Raw genomic sequence first — 25,927 nt, 5'->3', positions numbered from 1 at the left:
TTGTGATTTTAATGAATGTAAGACGTAAAAAAGAACCGAGTTTTTTAGATAAACTGTCGAATTTATTAAAAAGTACTAAAATTACGAAACGGAAAAATGTTTCAAGGGTTGGAAGGTCAGAATACTTAAAAAAAATATTTGATAGAAAAAAAGAAACATTTACGGAAGACGAAATTTTAGAATTTTATGAACCATACATTAATGAAACTCCAGAAGTAACTATTGATATAGACGATATTTTATTTGAAAAGCGTTTTGGCGCATTACAAGGTTATTCGGATTCTTTTTCGTATTGGGTTACAAATACATCATTTTTGCCATCAAAAAGAGATTACCAGTATGCTGGAATTATTGATGAACGTGTTTATTTTTTAAAAATAATTGTTTTTTCAATATTTGCGGTTATTTTACTTTTTTTATATGGAGTAATTACTTCTGATCCCATATCTGGAATTACTAATGGAATTATTTTTGCATTAATTATCCTATTTGGAGGAATATTTTATCCAAAATTAAAACTTACACTATTTAGGGGAGAAATAAAGATTCAAGTGTTAATGAGTATATTACACCTTATATCAATGCTGAATTCCGGAGCGTCAGTCCAAGAAGCTATTAAAAATATTGCAAATAATCCAGAATACGGTTTAACCTCTTACGAATTTAGGAGCATTATAAAAGATATTAATCAAGGAGGATATAACTTTGTAGAAGCACTAGAACGGGCAAAAGTAAGGTCAAAAATACCTCTTCTAAAAAAACTTTATGATCAATTAATTCTTGCTGCAAATAAAGGTGGAACCCAGTTATTACTTGAAAACCTGTATAATGAAATAGTAAGGGAATCACTATCCAAAATTGATTCTTCAAAGTTTCAAATTTCAAATTTAGGTAATTTAATATTTGGTATAGGCCTTATTATACCATTTTCAGGTATGATACAGTCTGCATTAGGGGCTCAGCAGGGTTTTGATGGAATTATTAATGCTATTGACTTAGTAATGACTAAAATAGGGCTTTTATCTACCATAATTTTTACAATATTTATTAAAATGAAAATAGAGTGAAAAAATGGATATGTCTGCATCAATATCCAGAATTTATAATTATTTAATTAAAAGAAACCTACGGATACTTAAAAAAACCGGTAAAAATGTAGATGAAAGAATATTTATTGGATTAATTTTTGTAGTACTGGTTTTACCAATATTACTTAGGATAATAATTGGTTTTACACTACAAACTACCATCATATTAACTCTTGTTTATTTAGGGAGTGTACTTGCAATTCCAAGTATAATGTATGAGTCAAAAATGGAAAAGTTTGATAGCAACCTTCCAAAAGCACTTTATGTAATGGTTCTATCATTGGATTCAGGTAGGTCAATTGTTGAAGCAATTAATGAAGTTATACGAAGTGGAATTCCTGAAGTAGATTCTGTATTTTCAAAAATAGTGCTGTTAATGACTGAAAAAAAGCTTAGTTTTGAAGATTCGATGATGCTTGTATCAAATTCACTTGATTCAAAACTTTTTAGACAAATTAGCAGGTTGATAATTGAAAATAGAAAATACGGCGGAGAACTTGCAAATACGTTAAAAAAGCTCGCTAAAACATTAGAGGATCTCCAAAATTTAAAATCACAGCTTATCAGCGTTACTGGAAACGGACTTGCAGTCGGCCTTGTAATATTATGTGGCGTAATTCCTGCAACTGCAGGATTAATTGGAGGATATTTAACAGTTATATCCCAATTAGCACCAACAATGCCATCAGTAGAACCGAACCAAATTTCAAAAGCCATTGAAACCGTTCAAATGGGTTCTGGACTTTTTGGACTGTTATTTTCTGTTCCATTATTTGGATTAAAAATCAATAAAATGATTATAACTTGCGCTCTATGTATGTCTTTTGCAATTACTGCATTTTATGGAGTTTTAAGACTTACTGGACTACTGTTCGCCTAAAATTACTTAAGTAAATTATCTACTTCATGATATAATAATAATACTTTATTTACTACATTAACATTAGTTCTTTTTCTAAATTTATCAATTACTAATTCAATTGAAACCCTTTTATCATTAAATATTAAATTATCCGCATTTGCAATAACTTTTTCCTCAATCGTTTCAGGAATGTAATCTATTTTCGGCAAATTTAGATCAACTGCCTCTTCTTTAGAGATTCCTGCACCAATATGTCGTTCAGCAATTTTCGCAAATTTTTCATTAAAGTTATTTTTTCTTAGTATTTCTGCACCAACTATCCCATGGTCTATATAATTAGATTTACTTCTCCCAATATCGTGTAAAAGTGCGCCCAATACTGCTGTTTCAATGTCAAAATCGTTGCCATTTTTTCGTATTTTAATTCCAAAGTCATAAACGTAATCAGAAACTGCAATACTATGTAAAACTACGTTATTTTCACAGTTTTCAGTTAAAAAAAGTAGATATTCATTAAATTTAGGTACTTTTATTAAATTTTTGAAATTTTGAAATTTTTCCATGAAGTCTGAATTTTTCAAAATATCGTTAAAAACTGCCGTCACATTCAGACCCTTAATATTTAAAAAATAGGGGATTTTGGTTAAATTCATCTTCTATATATGCAATTTGTTCTTTTATTGTTGCCATATCTTTTTTATTATCGTATTCGTGAAGTACCCCGCCACATTGTGGGCATCTAAATCCCATATCCATTGCATCCTCAAATGTAAATTTAAGTTCACACCCCATACAGTAAAAAAACATGCCGTTTTCTTCGGTTGAAAGCTGTTTTTTTAATTCATCCAAAATGTTTTTCATTTTCTTAACAACTAATGCGGGTAATTTTTCAAGAGATGGCTTCCAAGTATAAGTATACCAGTTTGTTTCTTCATCCTTTTCCCGATTGTAGTCCACTAACCTTGCCTCATATAATTTATAGAGTATTCTACGAATATTATTTAACTTAACTTCAAGCTGTCTTGAAATTTCGTCATCAGTTACTTCATTTGAATCAATAAGTACATTTAATACATCAAAGCCAACTACGTCCTCTTCCATGACTTCAAACAATACCTGCTGTATTAGGGGGTTATCAAGCATTGTAAAAATCTCATCTTTTGATAAATTCATGTTTCATACACCTCTTAAAACACCACTTTCCTACAATAATTTTTGATTATAAATGTAGGGAATGTTTTGTAGTTATTCGGCACTCAAGCTCTCTCAATTTTTCCATATTTTTTCCAATAATCGTAGCCAATGGTTCCCCTTTTTCGATAAAAGATCCTTTTTTTGGTACGTCATGAATAAATTCATTTTTTTCGATAAAATAGTTATTAGAACAGTTTGAAAAAACCACTTTTTTAAAATATGGTTCTTTTGGAACTACAGCTTTGTTTTCAAGGATTGCTTTTGAAAGACTTTCCTTTGAAGACAATTCTATCGTTTCAAATGTTCCAAGAATCCTCGGGTTCACTTCAATTATATAGGGTATATCTTCACGAACCATGAAATCTATTCCGTTCATACCAACTAACCCTAAAGACTCAATTAAAGATGAAAAATCCTCAATTGTACCGTTTTTCACTTTTGGAATATGGGGGGATATACTTCCAACATATACATTATTACTTATCAATTGCTTATTAAAACATAAAAAATTTGAACTGATAAATGACGCACTATACGCTTCTGAAGGGATATACTCCTGAATTACCACTGGATAGTTAATATTTAAATTATACTCTGATTCTAAATGTAGAGTAGTTACTCCAATTCCGCCGCTACCTGAAACAGGTTTCATAACTACAGATTTTAACTCCGATAAGCATTTTTCAAACGTGTATTTATTGTTTACTAGATACGTTATAGGTACGTTAAAACCCAAATTCTCTAATTTTTTTATGGTTCTATATTTATTACTTATACTTTTAATCCTTTTTGGTGAATTACCCAATACATCCCATTTTGGCGTTTTAGAAGCGCTATTCTCAAAAACCCCTGAACAGATGAATATGTAATCTACAATGTCCACGTATTCTTTAGATAGTTTTATTATCTCTTTTTCAGAATATTTTTCAGTAAAACGCCCGTGAATATTATCATTTACAAGGTATTTCTTATAATCTGCATCTAAATCTACAGGATTATAATGGGAGACGGAATAAACTTCAAAATTCAATTTTTTTAAGGAATTTACAACAGGACGCGTGTTTACCCCAATTACAAGAGCTTTCATAAAACCACTATAAAAAATATAATTTAAATAAAATATTAAATTTCAAGTTCGTCCCTTAATTCGCCCATTTTAGACTTTCTTTCTGCAAAAGCGTCGTGTCTGTGGATACTCTCTTTATTTACCTGCCTTACAATAACTTGTGTGTCTTCTGGAAGATAATCAAAAACTTCTACAACTCTTTTAATCATTTCCCTTGCACAATCTTCAACAAATTTCGGATTTTTGTGTGCAAGTTCTACAACGTATGCTTCATCACTTCTTTTTAAAAGCTCGTAAACTTCGCCACTCATTGATTCTTTTATAATTTTTATTATTTTTGAAATTCCAACAGTATATCCATTTGGAACTTCTATCATGATGGTTCCAATGCCCCTTTGGTTATGGGTTGCAATTGTAACGGAATCAAGTATTTTTTCAATATCTTCATTTGAAAATCCTTTTTCAATTAATTTATTAATTGCATTTTCTTTTAAAAGATTTTGTGCACAAGGGCATGCTGTAATTCCAACAACTTCTGCACCAACCATTTTTTTAACACTTATCATTCCAGAGTCATCTTTTACCCCGTAAGCTCTTGCCATTATTTTTCCAACTTCTTGAGAGTCTTTTTTAGTTACAGGGGATTTTTCTTCCATCATGTAGTCACTATAAAGCATTACTTCTGCTCTTGTTGCATACTCGTGTTTTTCAAATAATTTCATGACAATTTCAACGGAAAGTTCTTCAACACCATAAATCTCTTTTTCAACTATTATATTTTCAACAACTTCTTCTATTACTTCAGGACTTCTTGACATGTGAATTCCTTTTTGAGAACTTGGAAGATCTACATAAACTTCAAACGTAGGTAGTAAAACTATATCTCTTTTACTCTTTCGTTTAATCTTTACAAGTTTTTTTAGGTTTGTTACGCCAACCCGGGTTAATGAAACCTTAATATCGGGTTCAGTTGCTTGAACGTCACTACATTGCATTATAACACCTGAAGTATTAAAAATTAGTATTTTTACTTATTAAAACGTCTTTTAATTCCTTTGATAAAGTGTAGTATACATTATATCCATCTCTTTCTTTATAAATATACCCCATTTCAAAGATGTCTGAAAGATGAGTTCCAATCGTTCCTGTAGAGTTATTGAGTATCCCTGAAAGTTCAGTTACTGTTGAACTACCACCAAGTTCTGCCATTGCCTTTATTATTTTCGATTGAGCAGGAGTTAAATGATTTAATATCTGGTGCCCTACACTTATACCTAAATTTTTCATTGCTGATCTTACAGTGTCTTCCCCAATATCAAGATTGCCGGTTTTAATTGCAATTGAAACAGCTTCTGAACATGTCATTATAATTCTTCTTGGAATTCCATCGCATTCCTCTATAATTCGCTCAACACTTGCTTTAGTAAACGGCTCATAGCCTTTAGCACCACTTACTTGAGAATCTTCAAGCCTTCGTTTTATAAGATCATATGCTTCATCCTTTGAAAGTGGAGGCATATTTATTATTTTTGGAATTCTATCACGTATTGCAGGAGATATTTTTGTTAAATCTTCGACCATTGTTGGAGGGCCTGCTAAAAACGTTAAAATATCATCCTCATATAGAAACGAGTGGAAAAACTGTAAAAGACCAAGACAGCTTCTTTTTGCAAATTGGTCTGCTTCATCAATCAATATAACGCACAATTTTCCTTCCTCCTTAACTTCATTTAATAAATATCTTAAATCACGTTCAATTTTTTCCCTTGGATAGTGTACTGGTGTTTTATCACTGTAATTACTCAGTCTCCGGTATATTTCAATTATTTTTTGCGAATGCTTCATATAATTTGAGGAAAGGGTTCCATCAACTGAAAATAGATTATCTTTAATTATTCCATGCATAAGCTGGATTAAAAACTGTCTTGCAGTAATTTGAGATGCTTCAAGTTCAACAACCCAGTGATTATGCCTTTTTGAAGCATAATAAAGTATGTTCAAAATTGAACTTTTCCCAATTCCTTTTGTACCGACTATTGCAGCATTTGCAACACTTCCATATTGTGCAGCACCTAAAATATCTGCAATTTCTGAAAGTTCTGAAGTTCTACCAACAAAAAACTTAGTATTTCCACGTATTGGTTTTTCTGAAAAGGGGTTTGTTTTTAATTTTAATCTATTCATTGATTTTTTCGATATCGATGACGCATTATGTATAAATTCAATCGGATCCAACATAAACCATATCCTCCAAAATAAAAAGTGTCCGAAAAGTGTCCTAAATTATATTCAAAATCATCTTTTTTATATCTTTCGAAAAACCGAAACTATAAATATCTTCAAAATACTATTTTATGAATATATTGTTTTTTTAAAGAAATATTGTGAATATAATAATATAATCATAAAATAATGGAGTATATGGTTTATAATTAGATAAAATTATATTTAATATAATAATATAAAATATATAAACTATCACAGTGATAATAAAATATACTTTAATATGTAATTATTTGTAAAAATAGTTGGAAAAAATCATGAATATAAAGAAATAGGTCTTAAATATTATGAATATAAAGAAATATAAATAATTAATATATGTATCATACTTTAATAATGTAATTAATATAGTATCATTGGTAATTTTTAAAAATAATCAATTAAAATAAGACTAATGTTTAAAAATTCGAGTTAGTACCTGTTTTAAAAAATAATTTTTGAATAAAATGATATAAGTAATTTAAAATCATGAATATAACTACTAATATAAATAATACCTAACCATAACTGATAAAAATAAAAAAACCAATAAATAAAATGAAATATTTTAAAAAGGAATTATTATGGACAAGCTATTTAAAAAATTAGTAAAAAATAAAGTTAGAATATCTATATTGGACTACCTCCTAAAAAAAAGTTCAGGGTGTCCTGAAGAAATATCTAGTGAGTTAAAAATATCAAAAGGAATGCCTTCACAGTTTTTAAAAGAATGTGTAGCGTTAAATATTGTAAAAAGAGAAAGAATTGGACATAAAGTTTATTATTCGATAAGTACAGAATATTATCTAAAAATACATAGTATTGTTTCACTTGAAAAAAAGAAAATAAACCAAGATAAGAAGAAAGATATTATAATTCCTCAAAAAAAAGATGCTCAAACATTATTAATGCTTGAAGATAAAAAGGTAAGCTATAATTTTAAAAAGATAGACAATGGATTTGGAGGATCTACATATATATTAAATAGTGATAACGGGGACTCTTTTGAAGTATTTAAAAATAAAGAAGGAATTTGGTGGTGCGTATCTTGTCAAAAACAAGATTGTAGCCATGTGAAATACATTAGAAAAAACACTATAAAAGTATAATTTAAAAAATCATTTTTCGGGTTTTCTGGTAACATATATATATCTTATAATTATAATTTTTAAAAGTTTTTTTTAAAATTGATCTTTTTATTTATTTAACGCTTATATATACTTTTAAATACTTTTTAAAACATTTTAATATGTATTTATCTTTTTTAAAACATTTTAATTCATAATTTATATCTTTTAAGCTTTTTTTAAGTTTAAAAATTTTTATAATTCATAAATATCTTTTATTTTATGATAATAGTATATTATATTTATTTTTTTACTTATATAGTGTAAAAAAGTAAAAGTATAACTAATGTATTTTACTTTAACACCAATATACTATAAAATTTATTTTAATAATTAATGTATACATTAAAAAAAGTAAAAAAAGTAAAATTTAAAATAATAAAAATTAGTTTATTTTATTATTTTAATAATTTGAAAAACGTAAAATTACATTTATTTTTTATTAAAATCTTTAATAAATAATAATTTATAATATTTAACAATAATTTAACTTACAATATTAAAAAGAAGTTATATTATGAAAAATAAAACGTATTACTCAGATAGTACACAATGGAATAAAAAAACAATTACTAAAAATTTTAAAAAAAAATTTAAGATTTATATCCATATATACATCACGCTCGAAACACCGAAACAAATTTTAAAAAATATGAAAATAGTAATATCTATAATGAATTAGTAAATAACAAAAAGATTACTAAATTACTCAAAATAACTAAATATTTAACTAACATATTACCCGAAAACTAGAAACTCATTAAACGTTTCAACTTTATAATCTATTTTTGATAATTTATTTACCTCAAAAAAGATATTTTTAGGGTCTTTAATATAATTACAGGAATTTAGTAAACTTTCTTTATCTATATTAATTTTAAACAGTATATTTTTTTTAACCCTTCTTTTTTTTATAACATTCAAATTGACAAGTTCGTTTAGATAATTATATACTGTCGAATGACTATAATCTAAAAATTCAACTATTTCCTTAATGTTAAATTTTTTTAAGTGCGTAATTGTTTCCATTATTTTCTTGTATTTTTTAGGGATAACTTCAATAAGAACGTGTTTCCATGATATTTTAAGGTCTCTTAAATTTTTTAGTATCCTTTTTGATTTTGAGAGTATAATATTTATAATTTTTAAATTTCCAGAACTTAATTTTAATATTTCTTTAGATACACTTTCTGATATTAAATACCCTCTTTTTTTGGCATAATGCATTACTGCCGCAATATTATTCGTTTTTGCATCTTCAAAAATTTTTTTCAAATAGTTAACTGATTCAAATGGGCATCTTAAAACAATACTTAAACCTTCATTATTTAACCATTTTATAAACCTTTGAAAGGTTTTTATATGGTTCCATTTTGAAATGTTGTGTAAATCAAATACTATAACTGGATTAAATGCTTTTAAAATGGTTATTAATTTACCAGTTACTTTTTTAAAATTCCAAACATTAATATTTTCAAAAAGGTCTCCAATTACCCTATACCATGCTTTATAGCTTTTATAGTAATTATTAACTCCTTTATCAAAATAGACTTTGTTTAGATATTTAAATATATTTTCCATATATTTGGGCTTTGAATTCTTAAAAAAGGTCATTTTATCTTTTAAAACATAAGCTATATTGAAAATAGTTTTTTTTAAAGAGGGGCTTGCAAGTATTCTTAATACAGGAGTTTCTTTTAACTTAGTACTTTCTAAAATTCCCTTATCTTTAATAATGGTACAACTTCCTACTTCATTAGATTCTAAAACAGAGCCCCTGCTAACTGGTTGAATCCATATATCTTTTGTATCATAAAGTCCTGGCTTATTATATATGATTTCCATGATAATCCTTATATCCCATATATAGGTTTTACTTTTTAAATACATTATAAATATATTAAATAATCCTGTATTTTCCAGTTTTAGGCTCGTCAATGTCCCCATTTTTAATTAATTTTTTTATCGAACTAAGCATATTTTCTTCACTAACCCCTTTAGATTTTCCAGATTCTAATATATCCTCTTTCAATGCAAGGCCGGTTTCAGAATTTTCCGCAAATGACTTTATTATATCATATACATTCATCATGATATTTCTATCTTTTCTAGAAACACCTGAAATTTTATCAACATCAAATTGTCCAGTTTCCGGGTCATAAGCAATTTCTTTCAATGATTCAGTAATAATATTTATTGCTTCACTAGCATCTTCTTCTTCGACAACCTCTTTTAATTTTGCTTTTGCATGGGCTTCTGCAACACGAATAGCAGCTTCCAACTGTCTTGCAGTAATTTGTACTGAGCCTTTACGCATATTTAAGTAAAATTCTGTAAGTAGTTCTTCAGCTTCTTTTGAAATTATCGGTGATTTCTGCTTTGCATATGTTATATATTTTATAACAAAGTCCCTATCTATTAAAACGTCATCTATAATAATGTGGTCTAATTTCATGTTTTCAGATATTTCTTTATTTAAATACGCCCTATGTACATTTATAATATGTTTTGCAATATCTTTATCTTTTAAACGGTCTGCTTCATCTTTTATTGGAAATATCAAGTCAAATCTACTTAACATGGGTGCAGGAATGTTTATTTGTTCAGGAATAGATACATTAGGGTCAAATCTTCCCCATCGGGGATTACATGCTGCAATAATTGCACATTCTGAAGGTAATTTTGCATTAATACCCCCCTTACTTATATGAATTGTTTGTGACTCCATAGCCTCTAAAACGAAACTTTGAAGGTCTTTATTTACAGTAAGTTCATCAATACATGCGGTTCCTTTATTTGCTTTTACTAAAAGTCCTGGTTTTATTACCCACGTATCATCACCTATTTCAGTCTTTTCACGGACAACCGCGGCAGTTAAACCAACACCTGATGCAGTAGTAACAGAACCATATAAATTTCCAGGAATTTCCGCAATTTTCCTAAGCATAACTGATTTTCCAATACCGGGGTCAGTAATTAATAATATATGACTATCTGCTCTTTTATTTCCTTTTTTTACTCCTTTAATCTGTTGTAAAAAAATTGCCTTTTTAACAACTTCATAACCTTTAATTTCTGGAATCAACCTTTCTGAAAGTATATCTACAACATTTACTCTTCTTCCAACTTTTTCTATTTTTTTAATATCCTCAACTGTTAAATTAGCTTCTATTTTGTCTTCAATTACATCGCAATGAATTCCTTTGATATATATATCGTAAATAGGAATTTTTTTGTTTTTCTGACTTTTTATTGGAATTCCTGTAACTTTAACACGCCCACAGAATATGCCCGGACTATGTTCTAAAAATACTGAAATATACTTTGGCGGTTCTTCAGGATCATCCATAATATCTAATGGCTCTTGAACCTTTATTTCTTGAAAATCAATGTATTTGGATTCTTCTTCAATAATCATCATATTTTGGGCACATTTTGGACATACTGGCTCAAAAGACATTTCAAAAGGGTTTTCAATGTCAGTATTCTTTTTTTCACCACAGGAAGTACATATGTATGATGCTTTTTTCAATGCAGATTTTATTTTTGTTGCAACAACTACAATTCCTTCAAATTCGATTAGTTTACCAAGTGTACTGCTTTTAATGTCTTCAATAGTCATCAATTTATTTTTTTCTGATTTGTTAAATTTTTCAGGTAGGTTTTTAACAGTAATTACTATATCTGGTTTTTCATTTTTCATTGCATAATATGCATCACAATAACAATCTTTAAGTAAATCCAAACCAGATATTGGATCTTCCTCTAAATACTCCATAAATTCTATAAGTCCATTCTGGTAGATATTATCTAAATTTATAGCTATTTTCTTTTTTTCCGAGATAATATCTTGAAAATTCAATGTTTTTAAACATTCTGTAAGTTTTGGTCGAATATTCTGTATCCTTTTATCTTCCATTATTTCCCTAAAAATTATCGGTATCTTTAACCTATACTTTCTTTATTATATATTGGTTTTTAAATTTTAATTACTTTGAAAATTCAATATTTAAATATTTTAAAAACTGTAAGGTATATTTGTAGGGTAAAAAAGAATATACTTAAAAATAAAAATACAATTTTTAATAATTTAATTATTTTTTAATCTTTAATATTAATTATATTCTAAACAGATTAGATTTAGTAAGATGGTGTTGTAATGGATTTTAAACCGGCATTTCGTTTTCCACTTTCAGATGATAATGCATTCAAAAAAATGATAATTGGTTCTATTTTATCAATAATTCCTGTTTTAAATTTGATTTCACTAGGGTATGCAATAGAAACACTTGAAAATATTTTAAATTCCAAAGATGAATTACCTAATTGGGATTTTTTAGGGCGTAAATTTATAAAAGGACTATTTACTATGGTAATATATTTTATATATATGTTAATTCCATTCATGATAATATTTTTTCTAGGGGGTTCTTCAATATATGCAATTTTTAGCGGTATTGAATCATTATTTATGGGCGGAATTTTTGGATTTTTATTTACTGTTCTTTTAGTATTATTTACTACGTTAATTATTGGATTTATCGTTCCAATGGCAATTTTAAATTACACTGCAAGCGGGGAATTTTTTTCGGCATTCCATTTTTTTGAAATCATAAATAAAATAAGTCTTAAGGTATCCGACTATATTTTAATGTATCTTTTACTAATTTTACTCAGTATTGGTCTTAGGTTTATTGCAATAATTCCTATAATTGGTTTAATTATAATAATGGTAATGAATTTTTACTTTTCACTTGTTTTTGCATATATATTGGGTAAAATATATTTAAAATAGTTAAAATAAAATAATTATTTAAAAAACCATTAAATTCTTTTAAACTCATTAAATTCCTTCAATTTTTTTAACCCATGCTTTTAAATACTCTTCAAAATTTTCATTTTCATGGTTTTTAATATTTTCACAATTAATATTTAGATCTGGAATATCTATATCAAATTCAAGGCCCATTACTACATTAGAAAATTCTTCATAGTCAATTTCAACTTCGGGTATTAACCCTCTTTTATCTGCATTTAAAACTGATTTTCTAACCGGTATTACTTTTATACCTAAAGTTGATGAAATTTTCTCAATTTTTTCAAATAAATCCATATTATATACCTTATTTAGGATAACGCCTGAAATATTAACGCCCATATCTTTTAATAGGGAATAGTATGCAATTGATTCAACAAATGCACCTTCAATACCACTTTTACTACACGATGAAACAATGTACACTGGAAAGCCAAGTAAACTTGAAATTTCTGCACCACTATAGTTTTTTTTATTCAATGCACCGGTAAATGCGCCCATAACGCCTTCAATTATATAATTATCGTAATCTGAAGTTCTTACAAATTTTAAAAATTCTTCAGGTGGGCACCATCCTCTGTCTGAAATTTTAATGCTACTATATTTTAACATTGGTTCTCGAAGTAAATATAATGAAGGGACAATATCACGAACATCTGGCCCTATTTTTGAAACAAAAGTTTTACCTTTTACTTTAGAAACGATACTTGTTGAAAGAAATGTTTTTCCACTTTCAGAGCCCGTTGCAAGTAAAATCAAACCTTTTTTTGAATTATTTTGAATACTTTCAAAATTTTTTGATATTTTTGAATTACTTTTTAATTTTTCCTTTAGAACTTTGTTTTTTTTAAAAATTTCATTCATTTCTTCATCAGTTATTTTTAAACTGTTTTTAATATTGTTAATAACCGTTTCATTATCTAAAAAATTATGTATCATTGTTCCAAACACTTTGTTTTTAAAAACACCTGACAATATGTCCTGTTTTTGAACCATCTTATAGTTTAATTTTTCAATTTTAGAAGATGTTAATTTTTTGGTACTATTATTTGTAATTTCAATGTTTCCATAAGTATGGCAGTGAAAACCGCTTCCATTTTCATTCGTTTTTCCAAAAATACAGTCATTTTCTAACTTAAATGTAACTAAATCCGTACATACCAATGGTGAAAAGTTAACATTTAATAATCCTAAACCTTCCTTTATAATCGGATTTTGACTTTTTCTCCCGATATCTATTTTTTCAGAAAGGACTTGAAATCCACTACAAATTCCAATAATATACTCGTTAAAATTTAAAATTTCTTTTTTCAATTGATTACCTAATGATTTACTTTCTATAATACTTCCGCCTGGAATTATAATTATTTCTAAATCTTTTATTTCAGAAATATTCTTTTCATTAATAATTTTTGTAGGGATTGATCCAAAACCTTCAAAACAAGGGAGTGTTCCATTTATATCCAATAATCCTATCTCCATTTTATCGCCTTTTCATTACTTTTAGGAACTATAATTGGCTATTTAAATAATTATTTTAAGAATATTTTGAATACTTTAAAATAAAAAATATGATTTTTACACTTTTTTTTATTATTTTTTTATATACTATTTTTCGAGTATTTATTTATTTTGAGGTTTTAATTATTGTTACATACCTAAAAACAATACATATTACAACACGTTTTCATATTATGCAAATCAAAGTGATCGCCTGAACTAAATCACTCAGGTGTGATGTAAGCCCACAATCTAGGTGAAACCTAGATAGCGACCAAATAAAATGTCATTTCCTTTAATGTAAAAATGACGTACTCCACGAGAGTGTGAGCGTAAAATTCTTTTACGCCACAAAATTCCGGTTGATCCCGCCGGAGGCTACTGCTATTGGGGTTCGACTAAGCCATGCGAGTCTATGGTTTCGGCCATGGCGGACGGCTCATTAACACGTGGTTAACTTAACCTCAGGTGGAGCATAACCTTGGGAAACTGAGGATAATTCTCCATAAGAAAAGCAGTCTGGAACGATTCTTTTCTGAAAGCATATGCGCCCGAGGATAGGACTGCGCTCGATTAGGTAGTTGGTGGGGTAATGGCCCACCAAGCCTACGATCGATACGGGCCTTGAGAGAGGGAGCCCGGAGATGGGGACTGAGACACGGCCCCAGGCCCTACGGGGCGCAGCAGGCGCGAAACCTCCGCAATGCACGAAAGTGCGACGGGGGGACCCCAAGTGCTCATGCACAGCATGGGCTTTTATCAAGTGTAAACAGCTTGAGGAATAAGGGCTGGGCAAGTTCGGTGCCAGCAGCCGCGGTAATACCGACGGCCCGAGTGGTAGCCACTCTTATTGGGCCTAAAGCGTCCGTAGCCGGTCCAGTAAGTCCCTGTTTAAATTCTCTGGCTTAACCAGAGGACTGGCAGGGATACTGCTGGACTTGGGACCGGGAGAGGACAAGGGTACTCCAGGGGTAGCGGTGAAATGTGTTGATCCTTGGAGGACCACCTATGGCGAAGGCACTTGTCTGGAACGGGTCCGACGGTGAGGGACGAAAGCCAGGGGCGCGAACCGGATTAGATACCCGGGTAGTCCTGGCCGTAAACTCTGCGAACTAGGTGTCACCTGGGCCTCGAGCCCAGGTGGTGCCGAAGGGAAGCCGTTAAGTTCGCCGCCTGGGGAGTACGGTCGCAAGACTGAAACTTAAAGGAATTGGCGGGGGAGCACCACAACGGGTGGAGCCTGCGGTTTAATTGGATTCAACGCCGGGCATCTCACCAGGAGCGACAGCATGATGACGGCCAGGTTGACGACCTTGCCTGAAGCGCTGAGAGGTGGTGCATGGCCATCGTCAGCTCGTACCGCGAGGCGTCCTGTTAAGTCAGGTAACGAGCGAGACCCGTGCCCTATGTTGCGACTACTTTCTCCGGAAGGTAAGCACTCATAGGGGACCGCTAGCGCTAAGCTAGAGGAAGGAGCGGGCAACGATAGGTCCGCATGCCCCGAATCTCCTGGGCTACACGCGGGCTACAATGGCTAGGACAATGGGCTGCTACCCTGAAAAGGGACGCGAATCTCCGAAACCTAGTCGTAGTTCGGATCGTGGGCTGTAACTCGCCCACGTGAAGCTGGAATCCGTAGTAATCGCAGTTCATAATACTGCGGTGAATGTGTCCCTGCTCCTTGCACACACCGCCCGTCACACCACCCGAGTTGGGTTCAGGTGAGGCCTTGGCCTTTGGCTAGGGTCGAACCTGGGCTCAGCGAGGGGGGTGAAGTCGTAACAAGGTAGCCGTAGGGGAACCTGCGGCTGGATCACCTCCTAAAAAAAGAACATTTTGGTCGCTACTAGGCACTAAATGATTGTGGGCTTAATTTTTTTGCCCAGCTCGTAATTTTTAGATTACGATCTAGGGGCCGGATATTAATGATGGTCGTGCACAAGCTTTCATATCTGGTGTTATCCAGATGTCTAATTTTATCTATTACCCTACCTGGGGAATGGCTTGGCTTGAAACGCCGATGAAGGACGTGGTAAGCTGCGATAAGCCTAGGCGAGGCGCATACAGCCTTTGAACCTAGGATTTCCGAATGGGACTTCCTACTTTTGTAATCCGTAAGGATTGGTAACGCGGGGGATTGAAGCATCTTAGTACCCGCAGGAAAAGAAATCAACTGAGATTCCGTTAGTAGAGGCGATTGAACACGGATCAGGGCAAACTGAATCCCTTCGGGGAGATGTGGTGTTATAGGGCCTTCTTTTCGCCTGTTGAGAAAAGCTGAAGTTGACTGGAACGTCACACTATAGAGGGTGAAAGTCCCGTAAGCGCAATCGATTCAGGTTTGAAGTGTCCCTGAGTACCGTGCGTTGGATATCGCGCGGGAATTTGGGAGGCATCAACTTCCAACTCTAAATACGTTTCAAGACCGATAGCGTACTAGTACCGCGAGGGAAAGCTGAAAAGCACCCTTAACAGGGTGTGAAAAGAGCCTGAAACCAGGTAGGTATGGAATGGCGTGGCCCCAAAGGCAACTGTTCTGAAGGAAACCGTCGCAAGGCGGCTGTACGAAGAACAGAGCCAGGGTTGCGTCCTCCGTTTCGAAAAACGGGCCGGGGAGTGTATTGTTGTGGCGAGCTTAAGATCTTCACGATCGAAGGCGTAGGGAAACCAACAAGTCCGCAGAATCTTTAGGGACGGGGTCTTAAGGGCCCGGAGTCACAGCAATACGACCCGAAACCGGGCGATCTAGGCCGGGGCAAGGTGAAGTCCCTCAACTGAGGGATGGAGGCCTGCAGAGTTGTTGCCGTTCGAAGCACTCTTCTGACCTCGGTCTAGGGGTGAAAGGCCAATCGAGCCCGGAGATAGCTGGTTCCCCTCGAAGTGACTCTCAGGTCAGCCAGAGTTCAGGTAGTCGGCAGGGTAGAGCACTGATAAGATGGTTAGGGGAAGAAATTCCTCGCTGTTTTGTCAAACTCCGAACCTGTCGTCGCCGTAGGCTCTGAGTGAGGGCATACGGGTAAGCTGTATGTCCGAGACGGGAATAGCCGAGACTTGGGTTAAGGCCCCTAAATGCCGATTAAGTGTGAACACGAAGGGCGTCCTTGGTCTAAGACAGCAGGGAGGTTGGCTTAGAAGCAGCCACCCTTTAAAGAGTGCGTAACAGCTCACCTGTCGAGATCAAGGGCCCCGAAAATGGACGGGGCTAAATCGGCTGCCGAGACCCAAGGGCACCGCAAGGTGATCCCGTAGGGGGGCGTTCTGCGAGGGCAGAAGTTCGGCTGTGAAGTCGAGTGGACCTCGTAGAAATGAAGATCCCGGTAGTAGTAACAGCATAAGTGGGGTGAGAATCCCCACCGCCGAAGGGGCAAGGGTTCCACAGCAATGTTTGTCAGCTGTGGGTAAGCCGGTCCTAACTCTCGAGGTAACTCCTTTGAGAGGAAAGGGAAACAGGTTAATATTCCTGTGCCATCTAGATACGCGTGGCAACACAAGGTTAGTTTCCAACGCTTCTGGGTAGGCTGAGTGTTCTTGTCTGGACTTTCAAGCTTATAAGTCCGGGGAGAGTTGTAATAACGAGAACCGGATGAAAGAGTGATGAGCTCTCCGTTAGGAGAGTTCGGCCGATCTCTGGAGCCCGTGAAAAGGGAACTAGCAAGGATTCTAGATGTCCGTACCCAGAACCGACACTGGTGCCCCTAGGTGAGTATCCTAAGGCGTAGCGGATGAATCTAGTCGAGGGAAGTCGGCAAATTGGCTCCGTAACTTCGGGAGAAGGAGTGCCAGTGATCTTGTTTAAATATGGGATCGCTGGTCGCAGTGACCAGGGAGGTCCGACTGTTTAATACAAACATAGGTCTTAGCGAGCCTGAAAAGGTGTGTACTAAGGCCGACGCCTGCCCAGTGCTGGTACGTGAACCCCGGTTCCAACCGGGCGAAGCGCCAGTAAACGGCGGGGGTAACTATAACCCTCTTAAGGTAGCGAAATTCCTTGTCGGGCAAGTTCCGACCTGCATGAATGGCGTAACGAGACCTCCACTGTCCCCGACTAGAATCCGGTGAACCTACCATTCCGGCGCAAAGGCCGGAGACTTCCAGTGGGAAGCGAAGACCCCGTGGAGCTTTACTGCAGCCTGTCGTTGGGGCATGGTTGTGAGTGTACAGTGTAGGTGGGAGCCATCGAAACCTTTTCGCCAGGAAAGGTGGAGGCGATCCTGGGACACCACCCTCTCATGACCATGTTCCTCACCCTTTTAGGGGACACCGGTAGGTGGGCAGTTTGGCTGGGGCGGTACCCTCCTAAAAATGCATCAGGAGGGCCCAAAGGTTGGCTCAAGCGGGTCAGGACTCCGCTGTTGAGTGTAAGGGCAAAAGCCAGCCTGACTTTGTTGCCAACAAAACGCAACGAAGAGGCGAAAGCCGGGCCTAACGAACCCCTGTGCCTCACTGATGGGGGCCAGGGATGACAAAAAAGCTACCCCGGGGATAACAGAGTTGTCGCGGGCAAGAGCCCATATCGACCCCGCGGCTTGCTACCTCGATGTCGGTTTTTCCCATCCTGGGTCTGCAGCAGGACCCAAGGGTGGGGCTGTTCGCCCATTAAAGGGGATCATGAGCTGGGTTTAGACCGTCGTGAGACAGGTTGGTTGCTATCTGCTGGATGTGTAGGCTGTCTGAGGGAAAGGTGGCTCTAGTACGAGAGGAACGGGCCGTCGGCGCCTCTAGTCGATCGGTTGTCTGACAAGGCACTGCCGAGCAGCCACGCGCCAAGAGATAAGAGCTGAAAGCATCTAAGCTCGAAATTCATCCTGAAAATAGACAGCCGTTTCCTTCGGGAACGAGAACTCCCGTAGAAGACGGGTTTGATAGGCTAGGGGTGTACGCATCAAGGTTCTTCCGAGATGTTCAGCCCGCTAGTACTAACAGTTCGAGAGATAATTTAGGCATCTGGACACTTAAAGATATGAAAGCTAAAGTGCACTTTTAATTTAACACTTTGACATAACGGTCAAAGCGGAGGTGTAACATCCGATCCCATCCCGATCTCGGAAATTAAGCCCTCCAGCGATTCTTTAAGTACTGCTATCTAGTGGGAACAAAGTGACGCCGTTAGTCACTTTTTAATTTAACTATATATATTTGTATATATTGATTGATAGATTTTACTTTTTATTAAAAAATAGAAAATTAAATTCTTACTGGAATGTTATTTTTTTGAACTTCTTTTTTAATTTTTTGGACATCGGTTTCTCTATAGTGTAGAATACTCGCCATCAATGCAGCATCCGCATTTCCATTTTTAAATACTTCAACAACATGGGCAGAACTACCGCATCCACCACTTGCAATAACTGGAAGTTTTACACTTTCAGAAATTGCTTTTGTTAAAGTTATGTCGTATCCATCTTTAGTACCATCTGCATCCATACTAGTTAAAAGAATTTCCCCTGCACCCAAATTTTCAACTTTTTTAGCCCAATTTATTGCATCGATACCCGTTCCTTCCCTTCCTCCGTAAATATAAACTTCAAACCAGAATTTGCCGTTTTTTGATTCAAAAATATACTTTCCACTTAAATTTTTATCATTAGAATCATTTATATAATTTCTTTTTACATCAATTGCAACTACAACACATTGTGTTCCAAAAATTTCAGAAGCTTCTTTTATTAATTCTGGATTTTTTACTGCAGATGTATTTATAGAAATTTTATCAGCACCCGCCCTTAAAATTCTTCTAAAGTCCTCAACAGTCTTTATTCCACCACCAACTGTTAATGGAATAAAAACCTGTTCAGCAGTTCTTTTAACAACATCAATAATAATATCCCTTTTTTCAAAGGATGCAGTAATATCTAAAAAAACGAGTTCATCTGCACCTTGTTCATTATAAATTTTTGAAAGTTCAACAGGGTCTCCTGCATCTCTTAATTCTAAAAAGTTAGTTCCTTTTACAACCCGCCCTTCTTTAATATCTAAACAAGGAATGATTCTTTTAGTAAGCATATCTTTCACCAAAATATATTGATAATTACTTATATTAAATGTCATCATCAGCTTTTTTTAAGTTAGCAGCTCTTGAAGTCATGTCTTTTAATTCTTTTGCAACCTTTAATGCCCTTACTGCTGCAAGATCTTTTTTAATATATACTTCCGCTAGGTCTTCTGCTAGATAACTTAATTCTTTACTAAATTTGGACTTTTTTTGAATTGCAGGAATGTTTTCCATCCACTGGTTTTCAACTTTTAAGTCATATGGGAGTACTGCAATAGTATCGTCAAGCACCTCTTCAAAATCTACTATATTACGGAATTTATTTACGATTACGCCAATACAATCAATATCAATAGCAAAAAGTAGTTCCTTTGTTTTTAACGTATTTGCAATTCCCGGAATACTGTCTTCTGCAACTACAATCATCTTGTTTACTACTTTTTCCTCAAGATTCAATGAAGAAAATAATAAATTCCCTTCAGTAATATTTGGAGGAAGATCGAGTAAAACAATGTCGTAAGTATCGTTTAACATACGAATCAATTCAAGTATTCTTTTCTGACTTATTTCTGTGTTAAATGAATCTGGTGTAGAATCTGTAACAATAACTGAAAGGTCATCATATTGATGGATAATATCTGAAATTGCACTGTTTCCTGAAAGATAAGAATTTAATGTATGGGGCGTATTTTCAAATCCAAAAAGTAGTGCACCGCATCCTGCATATATATCACAGTCAACATATACCGTTTTTGCTTTATCACTTAAATAGTGGCCAATATTTGCTGCAATTGTAGTTTTTCCAGTTCCACCTTGAACGTTATAAAATCCAAGTCTCATTATACCACTTCCTAAATTTTAAAAAACTAAATTTAAAAATTCAATTTTTATAATTCTAACTTTCTTTTAGCTATTTAATTGGATTATTTCAGGTGCATTTGCTATAACAAGCTTTCCAGATGAATTATAACTTTCGGTAATTGTATTTTTTACAGGGACTATATTATTTTTAAATACTGTTATTTTAGCGTAATCGTCTGCTTTAACATATATTGTATCGTTTTTAATAAGTATAGATGAAGTTCTGTACTCTTCAGCCCATTTTGCATATTCCTTAAATGAACAAACCCATATATTTTCATCATTTAGAGTATATAGTTTATTGGTATCAAATTCAATAATATCTGCAACATATACCCCATAATTTTCATTTTCTGGTTTAATATATATCTCATTAATAAAATGGACTCCATTTATATCATTGTTATTTAATCCAGGTACTTTTATAACTGAAACTCCATTTATTTTATCATAACCCATATGGTCAGGAACAACTACGTAATCTACACCTTTGAGATTTAAGCTCCAAGAAATATCTTTATTTTCCCTACTAAATACTAAATCTAAAAGTGTTTTATCACTTGAAAATAATAAAATTCCATCAGTACCTTCTGCCATTGCATAAGCATAATTTTTTACATACCAATTTGAAAAATATTCATATCTATTATTGAATTCCGCTTCTTGACTTAAACTTGCAAATTCACCATTGACAGACCAGTAATTTCTTGAAACAGTTTCTTTTTCATTCCAATATTCTTCTCCATCATAACGGTAATAGTAATTTTCAGATTTTGGGCCTTCATTCCAGTAACCTGTACTTTCAGTTCCGGAATAAGACACGGTTTTTGGATAGTATCCTCCGTAGGGGTCATTATTTAATGTGTTTGGCGCTTTATTAATGTACATAATAGGGTAATAACTCATTGCAAGTACATCGTAATTATTTTTATACAAATTTTCTTTTTCACTGTATTTAATATGGGTATAAAATTCACCATATCTTTTTTTAAACCAATAATCGTTTAAAAGTTCTTCCTTTTCAGCATCACTTATCTTTGTATCCATTATAACGTGAATATTTTCGGAACCTGTTGTGATATATGTGGTTTGAATTCCTAATAATTCAGAAACTGTTTTTATTCTTCTTATTTTTTCATTTAAAGTCTGCTCATTTCTAAGTTCAACATTAATCTTTCGCCCGGAAACGGAAACTGCATAACTTCCAGATTTTTCAGGAATTAAATTTTGAACAGCAACCGCACTTATTACTATATTGTCGTACCCTGAAGGAACCTTATTTATATATGCGAAGGTTTCGCCATGTTTAGAAACGTAATTTCCAATAAAATCAAGTATTTCTTTATTTTCAAGGTCAATATCATAAGGAATAAATAACTTTTTTGGTTTTATTTCGTAAAATCCATCATTGTAAATTTTAGAAGGGATATTTGATGTAAAAATACCTACTTCATTTTTAGCTTCAACATCTGAACTTACAAAGATATAAACACCGTTTTTATCACGGTAAACGTAATTTTTAGGGTATATGGTACTTCCTTGTGTTAAAAAAGGCATACTGCTAAAATCCGGTATTTTACTTGAAATAGAGTTTAATTCAACAAGCCCGATATAATTAATAAACTCTTTATTTTTTTTATCCATTTTAAAGTTTTTTCCAGCGTATATTACTACAAAACTGTCTGAATTTAAATAATAATCTAATGTCTCTATATCTTGAATATTTGAAATATCAACATAAGCAATAGGGGTAGTAGATGCCCATTTATAGGGAATTGCACTTACTGAACCTAATAACATGAATGATATTAATACCAAGCCAAAAATTTTTAGCTTCATTAACTCACCGCATTATAATTAAATTAATATCGTACTTAATATGTTTACAGTTATTAATATATTTCACGCTTTTCAAACCTACATAACTAATTACACAAAACTTATTTTAAAAACGGAATACTTATTTTATCTAAAATAACGATTCCTTTTACATTCATCGCTTTTTGGGAAGATATTATGAAAAAGACTGGAACAATATTATTTATATTATTTATTACACTTTCCGTAACTTATGGGGCAGATAAGGATGGAGTTGCAATATATAAGATATGGGCAGTTGGAGATAACCCTGATTCTCCAAAAATTTACATAGATCCAAGTAATCCTTCCATAAATATTGGTCTGGTAAATTATGATCCTTACCAAAGAAATGTAAGAGTTAAAGCTGAATATGAAGGCCAATCCTTTGAATCACCTTTAATACCCATTATACCGAACTCTCACCACGAAAAAATTATTGAAATAAGACTTAAATTTACTGAAGTAGGTGATCATAGTGTTACAATTACTTTGACTGATGAAAACGGCAAAAAGATAGAATCTAAAAAAATAAACGTAAACGTTGTAAATCCGGTTGATGTGAAAAATATAACTTGTCAGGCGAGTTACACTGCCCCCGGGGCACCTTACACTGAAATAGTAACTAGTAACTGGTATACTGTAACTTTAAAGAGTAATCCTAGATCGCAATCTGATTATGAAGTAAAAACATGGATTAGTGTAGTTTCAAAAGATTATACGAAAGATTCAAATGACGCTAAAAATGCAAACGACAAAAAGATAATTTACAATGGTAAGGACGATAAAAGAATAGTATATTTACCGAAAAATTCTGAAAAGGAAGTTTTTTTTAAAATTCCTGATATCAATATCGATGAAAATGAATTTAAAATTCAGGTTCATACTGAGGTAATGGGGCTACATGGATATACTGATGGACTTGAGGAAACTACGAGGGTAAACAATAATGGATTAATATCTTATAATTACAAAAAAACAGTTAAAATATTTAAGCTTCCAGTATCTGTTGAAAAATACGAACTTTTTAAAGATATAAATGAAAGTAGCAGAAATTACGTGAAAGAATTTTATGATAGTTCAAAAATATATGATGAAAGAATTGAACGTGCTTTAAATACGAATATTCCTTCTAGGAACATTCTTCCACGGGCTTATATGGCAAATGAGCCATATCTTTCAATTTTACGAATACAACTTAGAAACCATCATAATAAAAGAGCAGATGTAACTGTTGAACTAGAAAGTCCAAGTGGGTATAAAACAGTTAAATCAGTTAAAATAGATGATTTATCTAGTGAAACTATTTATATCCCGTATTTATCGAAAATTTCTGATACGGACTTTAAAATTCAGGTATATTCCGATAAACACTATGTTTACTCTTCAAAAGAAAAGTTAAAGATAGAGCCAGAAGCAATTTATCCAGTTATAATTGATAATATCTCACTTCCAAATGATGAACTATTAAGCTATTCAAGTAGGCTTTCTGGAAACGTGGTAGTTGGGAAAAATTATACTGTAAATGTAACTTTAAAAAATAATTATAACCGTACTTTAGTTGGAAAAGTTTACATTGGAAATAGGTATAATGAAAAAAATACCTATGAACAAGGGATATTTACAGTAAATGATCCATTAACATTTAGAATAGCACCAAATTCAAAAAATACATACGAACTTCCAATAGTATTTAACAGGGAAGTAAATGGCCCGATAGAATTTATAATTGATGTTGATGGCGCTGCAACAGATAATAACCGTAAAGTAACTGCCCAAAGTACATTTTTCCAATTTAATGCGAAAAATCTTTTAAACGTTAAAAAAGTTTGGTATAATAATACAATAATGCCAAAAATTTCAACTGTAAATCACGGCGGAGGTTTATTTGTTAATTACCCTGTTGCAGGATATAATAATACTTGTATAGTTGCACTAGATAATGAAATCTCAATACCTGCAACATACAGAATGTGGGTTGACGTTTACGATTCAAAAGGGGTATTGAAAGCTACTTCGAAGGAAAAAATCGTCACGGTTAATAACCGAAATAGTAATGATCCTCTTCAAACGGTTGAATTTGATATCTTCTTTGAAGAAGGATTTTTAGGCTATACCTTATTTCACGCAGTTACAACTGATGATTTTGGAAACGTTGAAATATTATATACCGAAGGATTTGGAACAGTGTCAAGAAATATTAATCCTAATTCGAATATCGGACGGTATTCTGCAATAGACCTTTTAAATAAGGTTCCAACAAGCATGAATAAAGTTACTGAAGTTGTTTCACCACTCAATATAAAAGATTTAACGTATTCTGAATCTGGCGTAACCGCAATAATTTCTTCAGGACTTTCTAGCAATCACCCAGTAAATATAACGTACTATTACAATATCGAAATACAGGAAAACAAAAATACCATATATAAAAGTCCAAATTACCAAGACATGATACACTCAACAGAATCTAAACCTTTAAATATAAAATTAAATGAACTTGACCCTGAAAAAAGCTATGAAATAACTTTTAGGGTTTCTATTCCTAATTTTGCACTTAAATCTGGAAATTATCTTCCAATAGAGCTTAAAAAATCTTTAAAAATAAATTCTGATGTAATAGATGTTGAAAACAGTCCACCAGGGATTAATTTCCCAGAAATTGCGGATAATGAAGAAATTAACCATGAAGTTCCTAATATGGACGGTGGGGAAGATACTTTAGAACCTGAACTAACAATGATTCAAAATATTATGAATTCTGTAAAGAATATGATTTCAAAAATACCACTTATCGGCGGATTCGTATCTTAAGGATAATATGGGTAATTAGTAATTCCAATATCATTCATATATATATTTTAACGGCTATAATTATTTCTATCTATAATAACCCCCATATTAAGATATATCTTATAACTAAATCAATACTTAAATTTAATAATCCTATCCCCGAGGTGTCTTTTTTGGGATCAGAAGACATGATATTTATTAATCCTACAATAATAAGATCTCTAAACAAGAGCAAGCTTAGAAAAAAAATAGTATATTTTCTATATGATATCCACCCCCATGGAATTTATCTTTCAGAACTTTCTAGGAGAGTTAAATCAGATCCAAGTAATGTATTAGGGTGTTTAAAAGGAATGGGCAATAGATACAATGGTAGTTCTTCATTAATCGAGCTTGGTCTCGTAACCTGTGATGGAAAAGAAGGAATGAAAGTTTACCAGATGACTCATTACGGAAAAAACATTGTAGAATATCTGAAAGACTACGATTCTGCCACTAATAATTGGTGA

17 protein-coding genes and 3 rRNA genes are annotated in these 25,927 nt (G+C 32.9%); 9 read left to right on the top strand and 11 right to left on the bottom strand.

What is annotated here, in order from left to right:
• Positions 1–11: 11 nt before the first annotated feature.
• Positions 12–1,067: a type II secretion system F family protein gene (locus tag MEVAN_RS05310; RefSeq protein WP_012065868.1), complete on the top strand. Its 1,056-nt coding sequence runs from the start codon at positions 12–14 to the stop codon at positions 1,065–1,067.
• 4 nt (positions 1,068–1,071) lie between these two features.
• Positions 1,072–1,968 carry a type II secretion system F family protein gene (locus MEVAN_RS05305; RefSeq protein WP_012065867.1) on the top strand — a complete coding sequence of 299 codons (897 nt, stop codon included), beginning with the start codon at positions 1,072–1,074 and terminating at the stop codon, positions 1,966–1,968.
• Positions 1,969–1,970: 2 nt separating this feature from the next.
• Here the strand turns inward: MEVAN_RS05305 and MEVAN_RS05300 are convergent, their stop codons facing one another.
• From MEVAN_RS05300 to MEVAN_RS05280, 5 genes are read right to left on the bottom strand one after another with little or no spacing between them, the layout of a single operon-like run.
• On the bottom strand, positions 1,971–2,513 hold the full coding sequence (locus MEVAN_RS05300) for an HDIG domain-containing metalloprotein (protein WP_048059243.1): 543 nt from the start codon (positions 2,511–2,513) through the stop codon (positions 1,971–1,973).
• 52 nt (positions 2,514–2,565) lie between these two features.
• Positions 2,566–3,123 carry a transcription factor E gene (gene tfe, locus MEVAN_RS05295; protein WP_012065865.1) on the bottom strand — a complete coding sequence of 186 codons (558 nt, stop codon included), beginning with the start codon at positions 3,121–3,123 and terminating at the stop codon, positions 2,566–2,568.
• 46 nt (positions 3,124–3,169) lie between these two features.
• Positions 3,170–4,231, bottom strand: coding sequence for an ATP-grasp domain-containing protein (locus tag MEVAN_RS05290; protein ID WP_012065864.1), 1,062 nt, complete (start codon positions 4,229–4,231; stop codon positions 3,170–3,172).
• Positions 4,232–4,266: 35 nt separating this feature from the next.
• Positions 4,267–5,205 (bottom strand): GTP cyclohydrolase MptA, encoded by a 939-nt coding sequence (gene mptA / locus MEVAN_RS05285; protein ID WP_012065863.1) that lies wholly within the window; start codon positions 5,203–5,205, stop codon positions 4,267–4,269.
• A gap of 16 nt (positions 5,206–5,221) precedes the next feature.
• Positions 5,222–6,448, bottom strand: coding sequence for an AAA family ATPase (locus tag MEVAN_RS05280; RefSeq protein ID WP_012065862.1), 1,227 nt, complete (start codon positions 6,446–6,448; stop codon positions 5,222–5,224).
• A 608-nt stretch (positions 6,449–7,056) separates the two neighbouring features.
• Here MEVAN_RS05280 and MEVAN_RS05275 point away from each other — a divergent pair.
• Positions 7,057–7,581, top strand: coding sequence for a winged helix-turn-helix domain-containing protein (locus MEVAN_RS05275; RefSeq protein WP_012065861.1), 525 nt, complete (start codon positions 7,057–7,059; stop codon positions 7,579–7,581).
• Positions 7,582–8,337: 756 nt separating this feature from the next.
• On the opposite strand, the gene MEVAN_RS05270 is transcribed toward MEVAN_RS05275, so the two are convergent.
• Complete coding sequence (locus tag MEVAN_RS05270; protein WP_012065860.1) at positions 8,338–9,444, bottom strand: DeoR family transcriptional regulator; 1,107 nt, start codon at positions 9,442–9,444, stop codon at positions 8,338–8,340.
• Positions 9,445–9,499: 55 nt separating this feature from the next.
• Positions 9,500–11,518, bottom strand: a complete 2,019-nt coding sequence (locus MEVAN_RS05265) for an ATP-binding protein (RefSeq protein WP_012065859.1) — start codon at positions 11,516–11,518, stop codon at positions 9,500–9,502.
• 240 nt (positions 11,519–11,758) lie between these two features.
• Between MEVAN_RS05265 and MEVAN_RS05260 the strand changes: the two genes are divergently transcribed.
• Positions 11,759–12,394, top strand: coding sequence for a DUF4013 domain-containing protein (locus MEVAN_RS05260; protein ID WP_012065858.1), 636 nt, complete (start codon positions 11,759–11,761; stop codon positions 12,392–12,394).
• A 48-nt stretch (positions 12,395–12,442) separates the two neighbouring features.
• Here the strand turns inward: MEVAN_RS05260 and MEVAN_RS05255 are convergent, their stop codons facing one another.
• Entirely contained in the window at positions 12,443–13,897 is a 1,455-nt protein-coding gene (locus MEVAN_RS05255; RefSeq protein WP_012065857.1) for an AAA family ATPase, read from the bottom strand.
• Positions 13,898–14,270: 373 nt separating this feature from the next.
• Here MEVAN_RS05255 and MEVAN_RS05250 point away from each other — a divergent pair.
• The 3 genes from MEVAN_RS05250 to rrf all read left to right on the top strand — a co-directional run bounded on the left by MEVAN_RS05250 (position 14,271) and on the right by rrf (position 19,027).
• Positions 14,271–15,737, top strand: a 16S ribosomal RNA gene (locus tag MEVAN_RS05250).
• Between the two features lie 149 nt (positions 15,738–15,886).
• Positions 15,887–18,855, top strand: a 23S ribosomal RNA gene (locus MEVAN_RS05245).
• A 57-nt stretch (positions 18,856–18,912) separates the two neighbouring features.
• Positions 18,913–19,027: ribosomal RNA gene (gene rrf, locus MEVAN_RS05240) — 5S ribosomal RNA — on the top strand.
• The 16S, 23S and 5S rRNA genes sit together here, the layout of an rRNA operon.
• Positions 19,028–19,099: 72 nt before the next feature.
• Here the strand turns inward: rrf and hisF are convergent.
• The 3 genes from hisF to MEVAN_RS05225 form a co-directional block, all read right to left on the bottom strand.
• Positions 19,100–19,918, bottom strand: a complete 819-nt coding sequence (gene hisF, locus MEVAN_RS05235; protein WP_012065856.1) for an imidazole glycerol phosphate synthase subunit HisF — start codon at positions 19,916–19,918, stop codon at positions 19,100–19,102.
• A gap of 34 nt (positions 19,919–19,952) precedes the next feature.
• Positions 19,953–20,747 (bottom strand): MinD/ParA family ATP-binding protein, encoded by a 795-nt coding sequence (locus MEVAN_RS05230; RefSeq protein WP_012065855.1) that lies wholly within the window; start codon positions 20,745–20,747, stop codon positions 19,953–19,955.
• Positions 20,748–20,813: 66 nt separating this feature from the next.
• Positions 20,814–22,607, bottom strand: a complete 1,794-nt coding sequence (locus MEVAN_RS05225) for a hypothetical protein (RefSeq protein ID WP_012065854.1) — start codon at positions 22,605–22,607, stop codon at positions 20,814–20,816.
• A 177-nt stretch (positions 22,608–22,784) separates the two neighbouring features.
• Here MEVAN_RS05225 and MEVAN_RS05220 point away from each other — a divergent pair, with 177 nt between their 5' ends.
• Together MEVAN_RS05220 and MEVAN_RS05215 are read left to right on the top strand one after the other, a co-directional pair.
• Positions 22,785–25,439, top strand: coding sequence for a hypothetical protein (locus MEVAN_RS05220; protein WP_012065853.1), 2,655 nt, complete (start codon positions 22,785–22,787; stop codon positions 25,437–25,439).
• Between the two features lie 167 nt (positions 25,440–25,606).
• Positions 25,607–25,927 (top strand): helix-turn-helix domain-containing protein, encoded by a 321-nt coding sequence (locus MEVAN_RS05215; RefSeq protein ID WP_012065852.1) that lies wholly within the window; start codon positions 25,607–25,609, stop codon positions 25,925–25,927.

This window comes from Methanococcus vannielii SB (genome assembly GCF_000017165.1).
Lineage (GTDB): Archaea > AGJL01 > Methanococci > Methanococcales > Methanococcaceae > Methanococcus > Methanococcus vannielii.
This window is presented reverse-complemented; position numbering and strand designations above follow the sequence as displayed.

What these genes read in the sequence shown, in the direction of transcription:
- MEVAN_RS05215 (WP_012065852.1), top strand. Translation starts at nt 25,607, where the DNA reads ATGATATTTATTAATCCTACAATAATAAGATCTCTAAACAAGAGCAAG.
- MEVAN_RS05260 (WP_012065858.1), top strand. Translation starts at nt 11,759, where the DNA reads ATGGATTTTAAACCGGCATTTCGTTTTCCACTTTCAGATGATAATGCA.
- MEVAN_RS05255 (WP_012065857.1), bottom strand. Translation starts at nt 13,897, where the DNA reads ATGGAGATAGGATTATTGGATATAAATGGAACACTCCCTTGTTTTGAA.
- hisF (WP_012065856.1), bottom strand. Translation starts at nt 19,918, where the DNA reads ATGCTTACTAAAAGAATCATTCCTTGTTTAGATATTAAAGAAGGGCGG.
- MEVAN_RS05265 (WP_012065859.1), bottom strand. Translation starts at nt 11,518, where the DNA reads ATGGAAGATAAAAGGATACAGAATATTCGACCAAAACTTACAGAATGT.
- tfe (WP_012065865.1), bottom strand. Translation starts at nt 3,123, where the DNA reads ATGAATTTATCAAAAGATGAGATTTTTACAATGCTTGATAACCCCCTA.
- MEVAN_RS05290 (WP_012065864.1), bottom strand. Translation starts at nt 4,231, where the DNA reads ATGAAAGCTCTTGTAATTGGGGTAAACACGCGTCCTGTTGTAAATTCC.
- MEVAN_RS05300 (WP_048059243.1), bottom strand. Translation starts at nt 2,513, where the DNA reads ATGGAAAAATTTCAAAATTTCAAAAATTTAATAAAAGTACCTAAATTT.
- MEVAN_RS05230 (WP_012065855.1), bottom strand. Translation starts at nt 20,747, where the DNA reads ATGAGACTTGGATTTTATAACGTTCAAGGTGGAACTGGAAAAACTACA.
- MEVAN_RS05305 (WP_012065867.1), top strand. Translation starts at nt 1,072, where the DNA reads ATGGATATGTCTGCATCAATATCCAGAATTTATAATTATTTAATTAAA.
- MEVAN_RS05310 (WP_012065868.1), top strand. Translation starts at nt 12, where the DNA reads ATGAATGTAAGACGTAAAAAAGAACCGAGTTTTTTAGATAAACTGTCG.
- MEVAN_RS05270 (WP_012065860.1), bottom strand. Translation starts at nt 9,444, where the DNA reads ATGGAAATCATATATAATAAGCCAGGACTTTATGATACAAAAGATATA.
- MEVAN_RS05220 (WP_012065853.1), top strand. Translation starts at nt 22,785, where the DNA reads ATGAAAAAGACTGGAACAATATTATTTATATTATTTATTACACTTTCC.
- MEVAN_RS05275 (WP_012065861.1), top strand. Translation starts at nt 7,057, where the DNA reads ATGGACAAGCTATTTAAAAAATTAGTAAAAAATAAAGTTAGAATATCT.
- MEVAN_RS05225 (WP_012065854.1), bottom strand. Translation starts at nt 22,607, where the DNA reads ATGAAGCTAAAAATTTTTGGCTTGGTATTAATATCATTCATGTTATTA.
- mptA (WP_012065863.1), bottom strand. Translation starts at nt 5,205, where the DNA reads ATGCAATGTAGTGACGTTCAAGCAACTGAACCCGATATTAAGGTTTCA.
- MEVAN_RS05280 (WP_012065862.1), bottom strand. Translation starts at nt 6,448, where the DNA reads ATGTTGGATCCGATTGAATTTATACATAATGCGTCATCGATATCGAAA.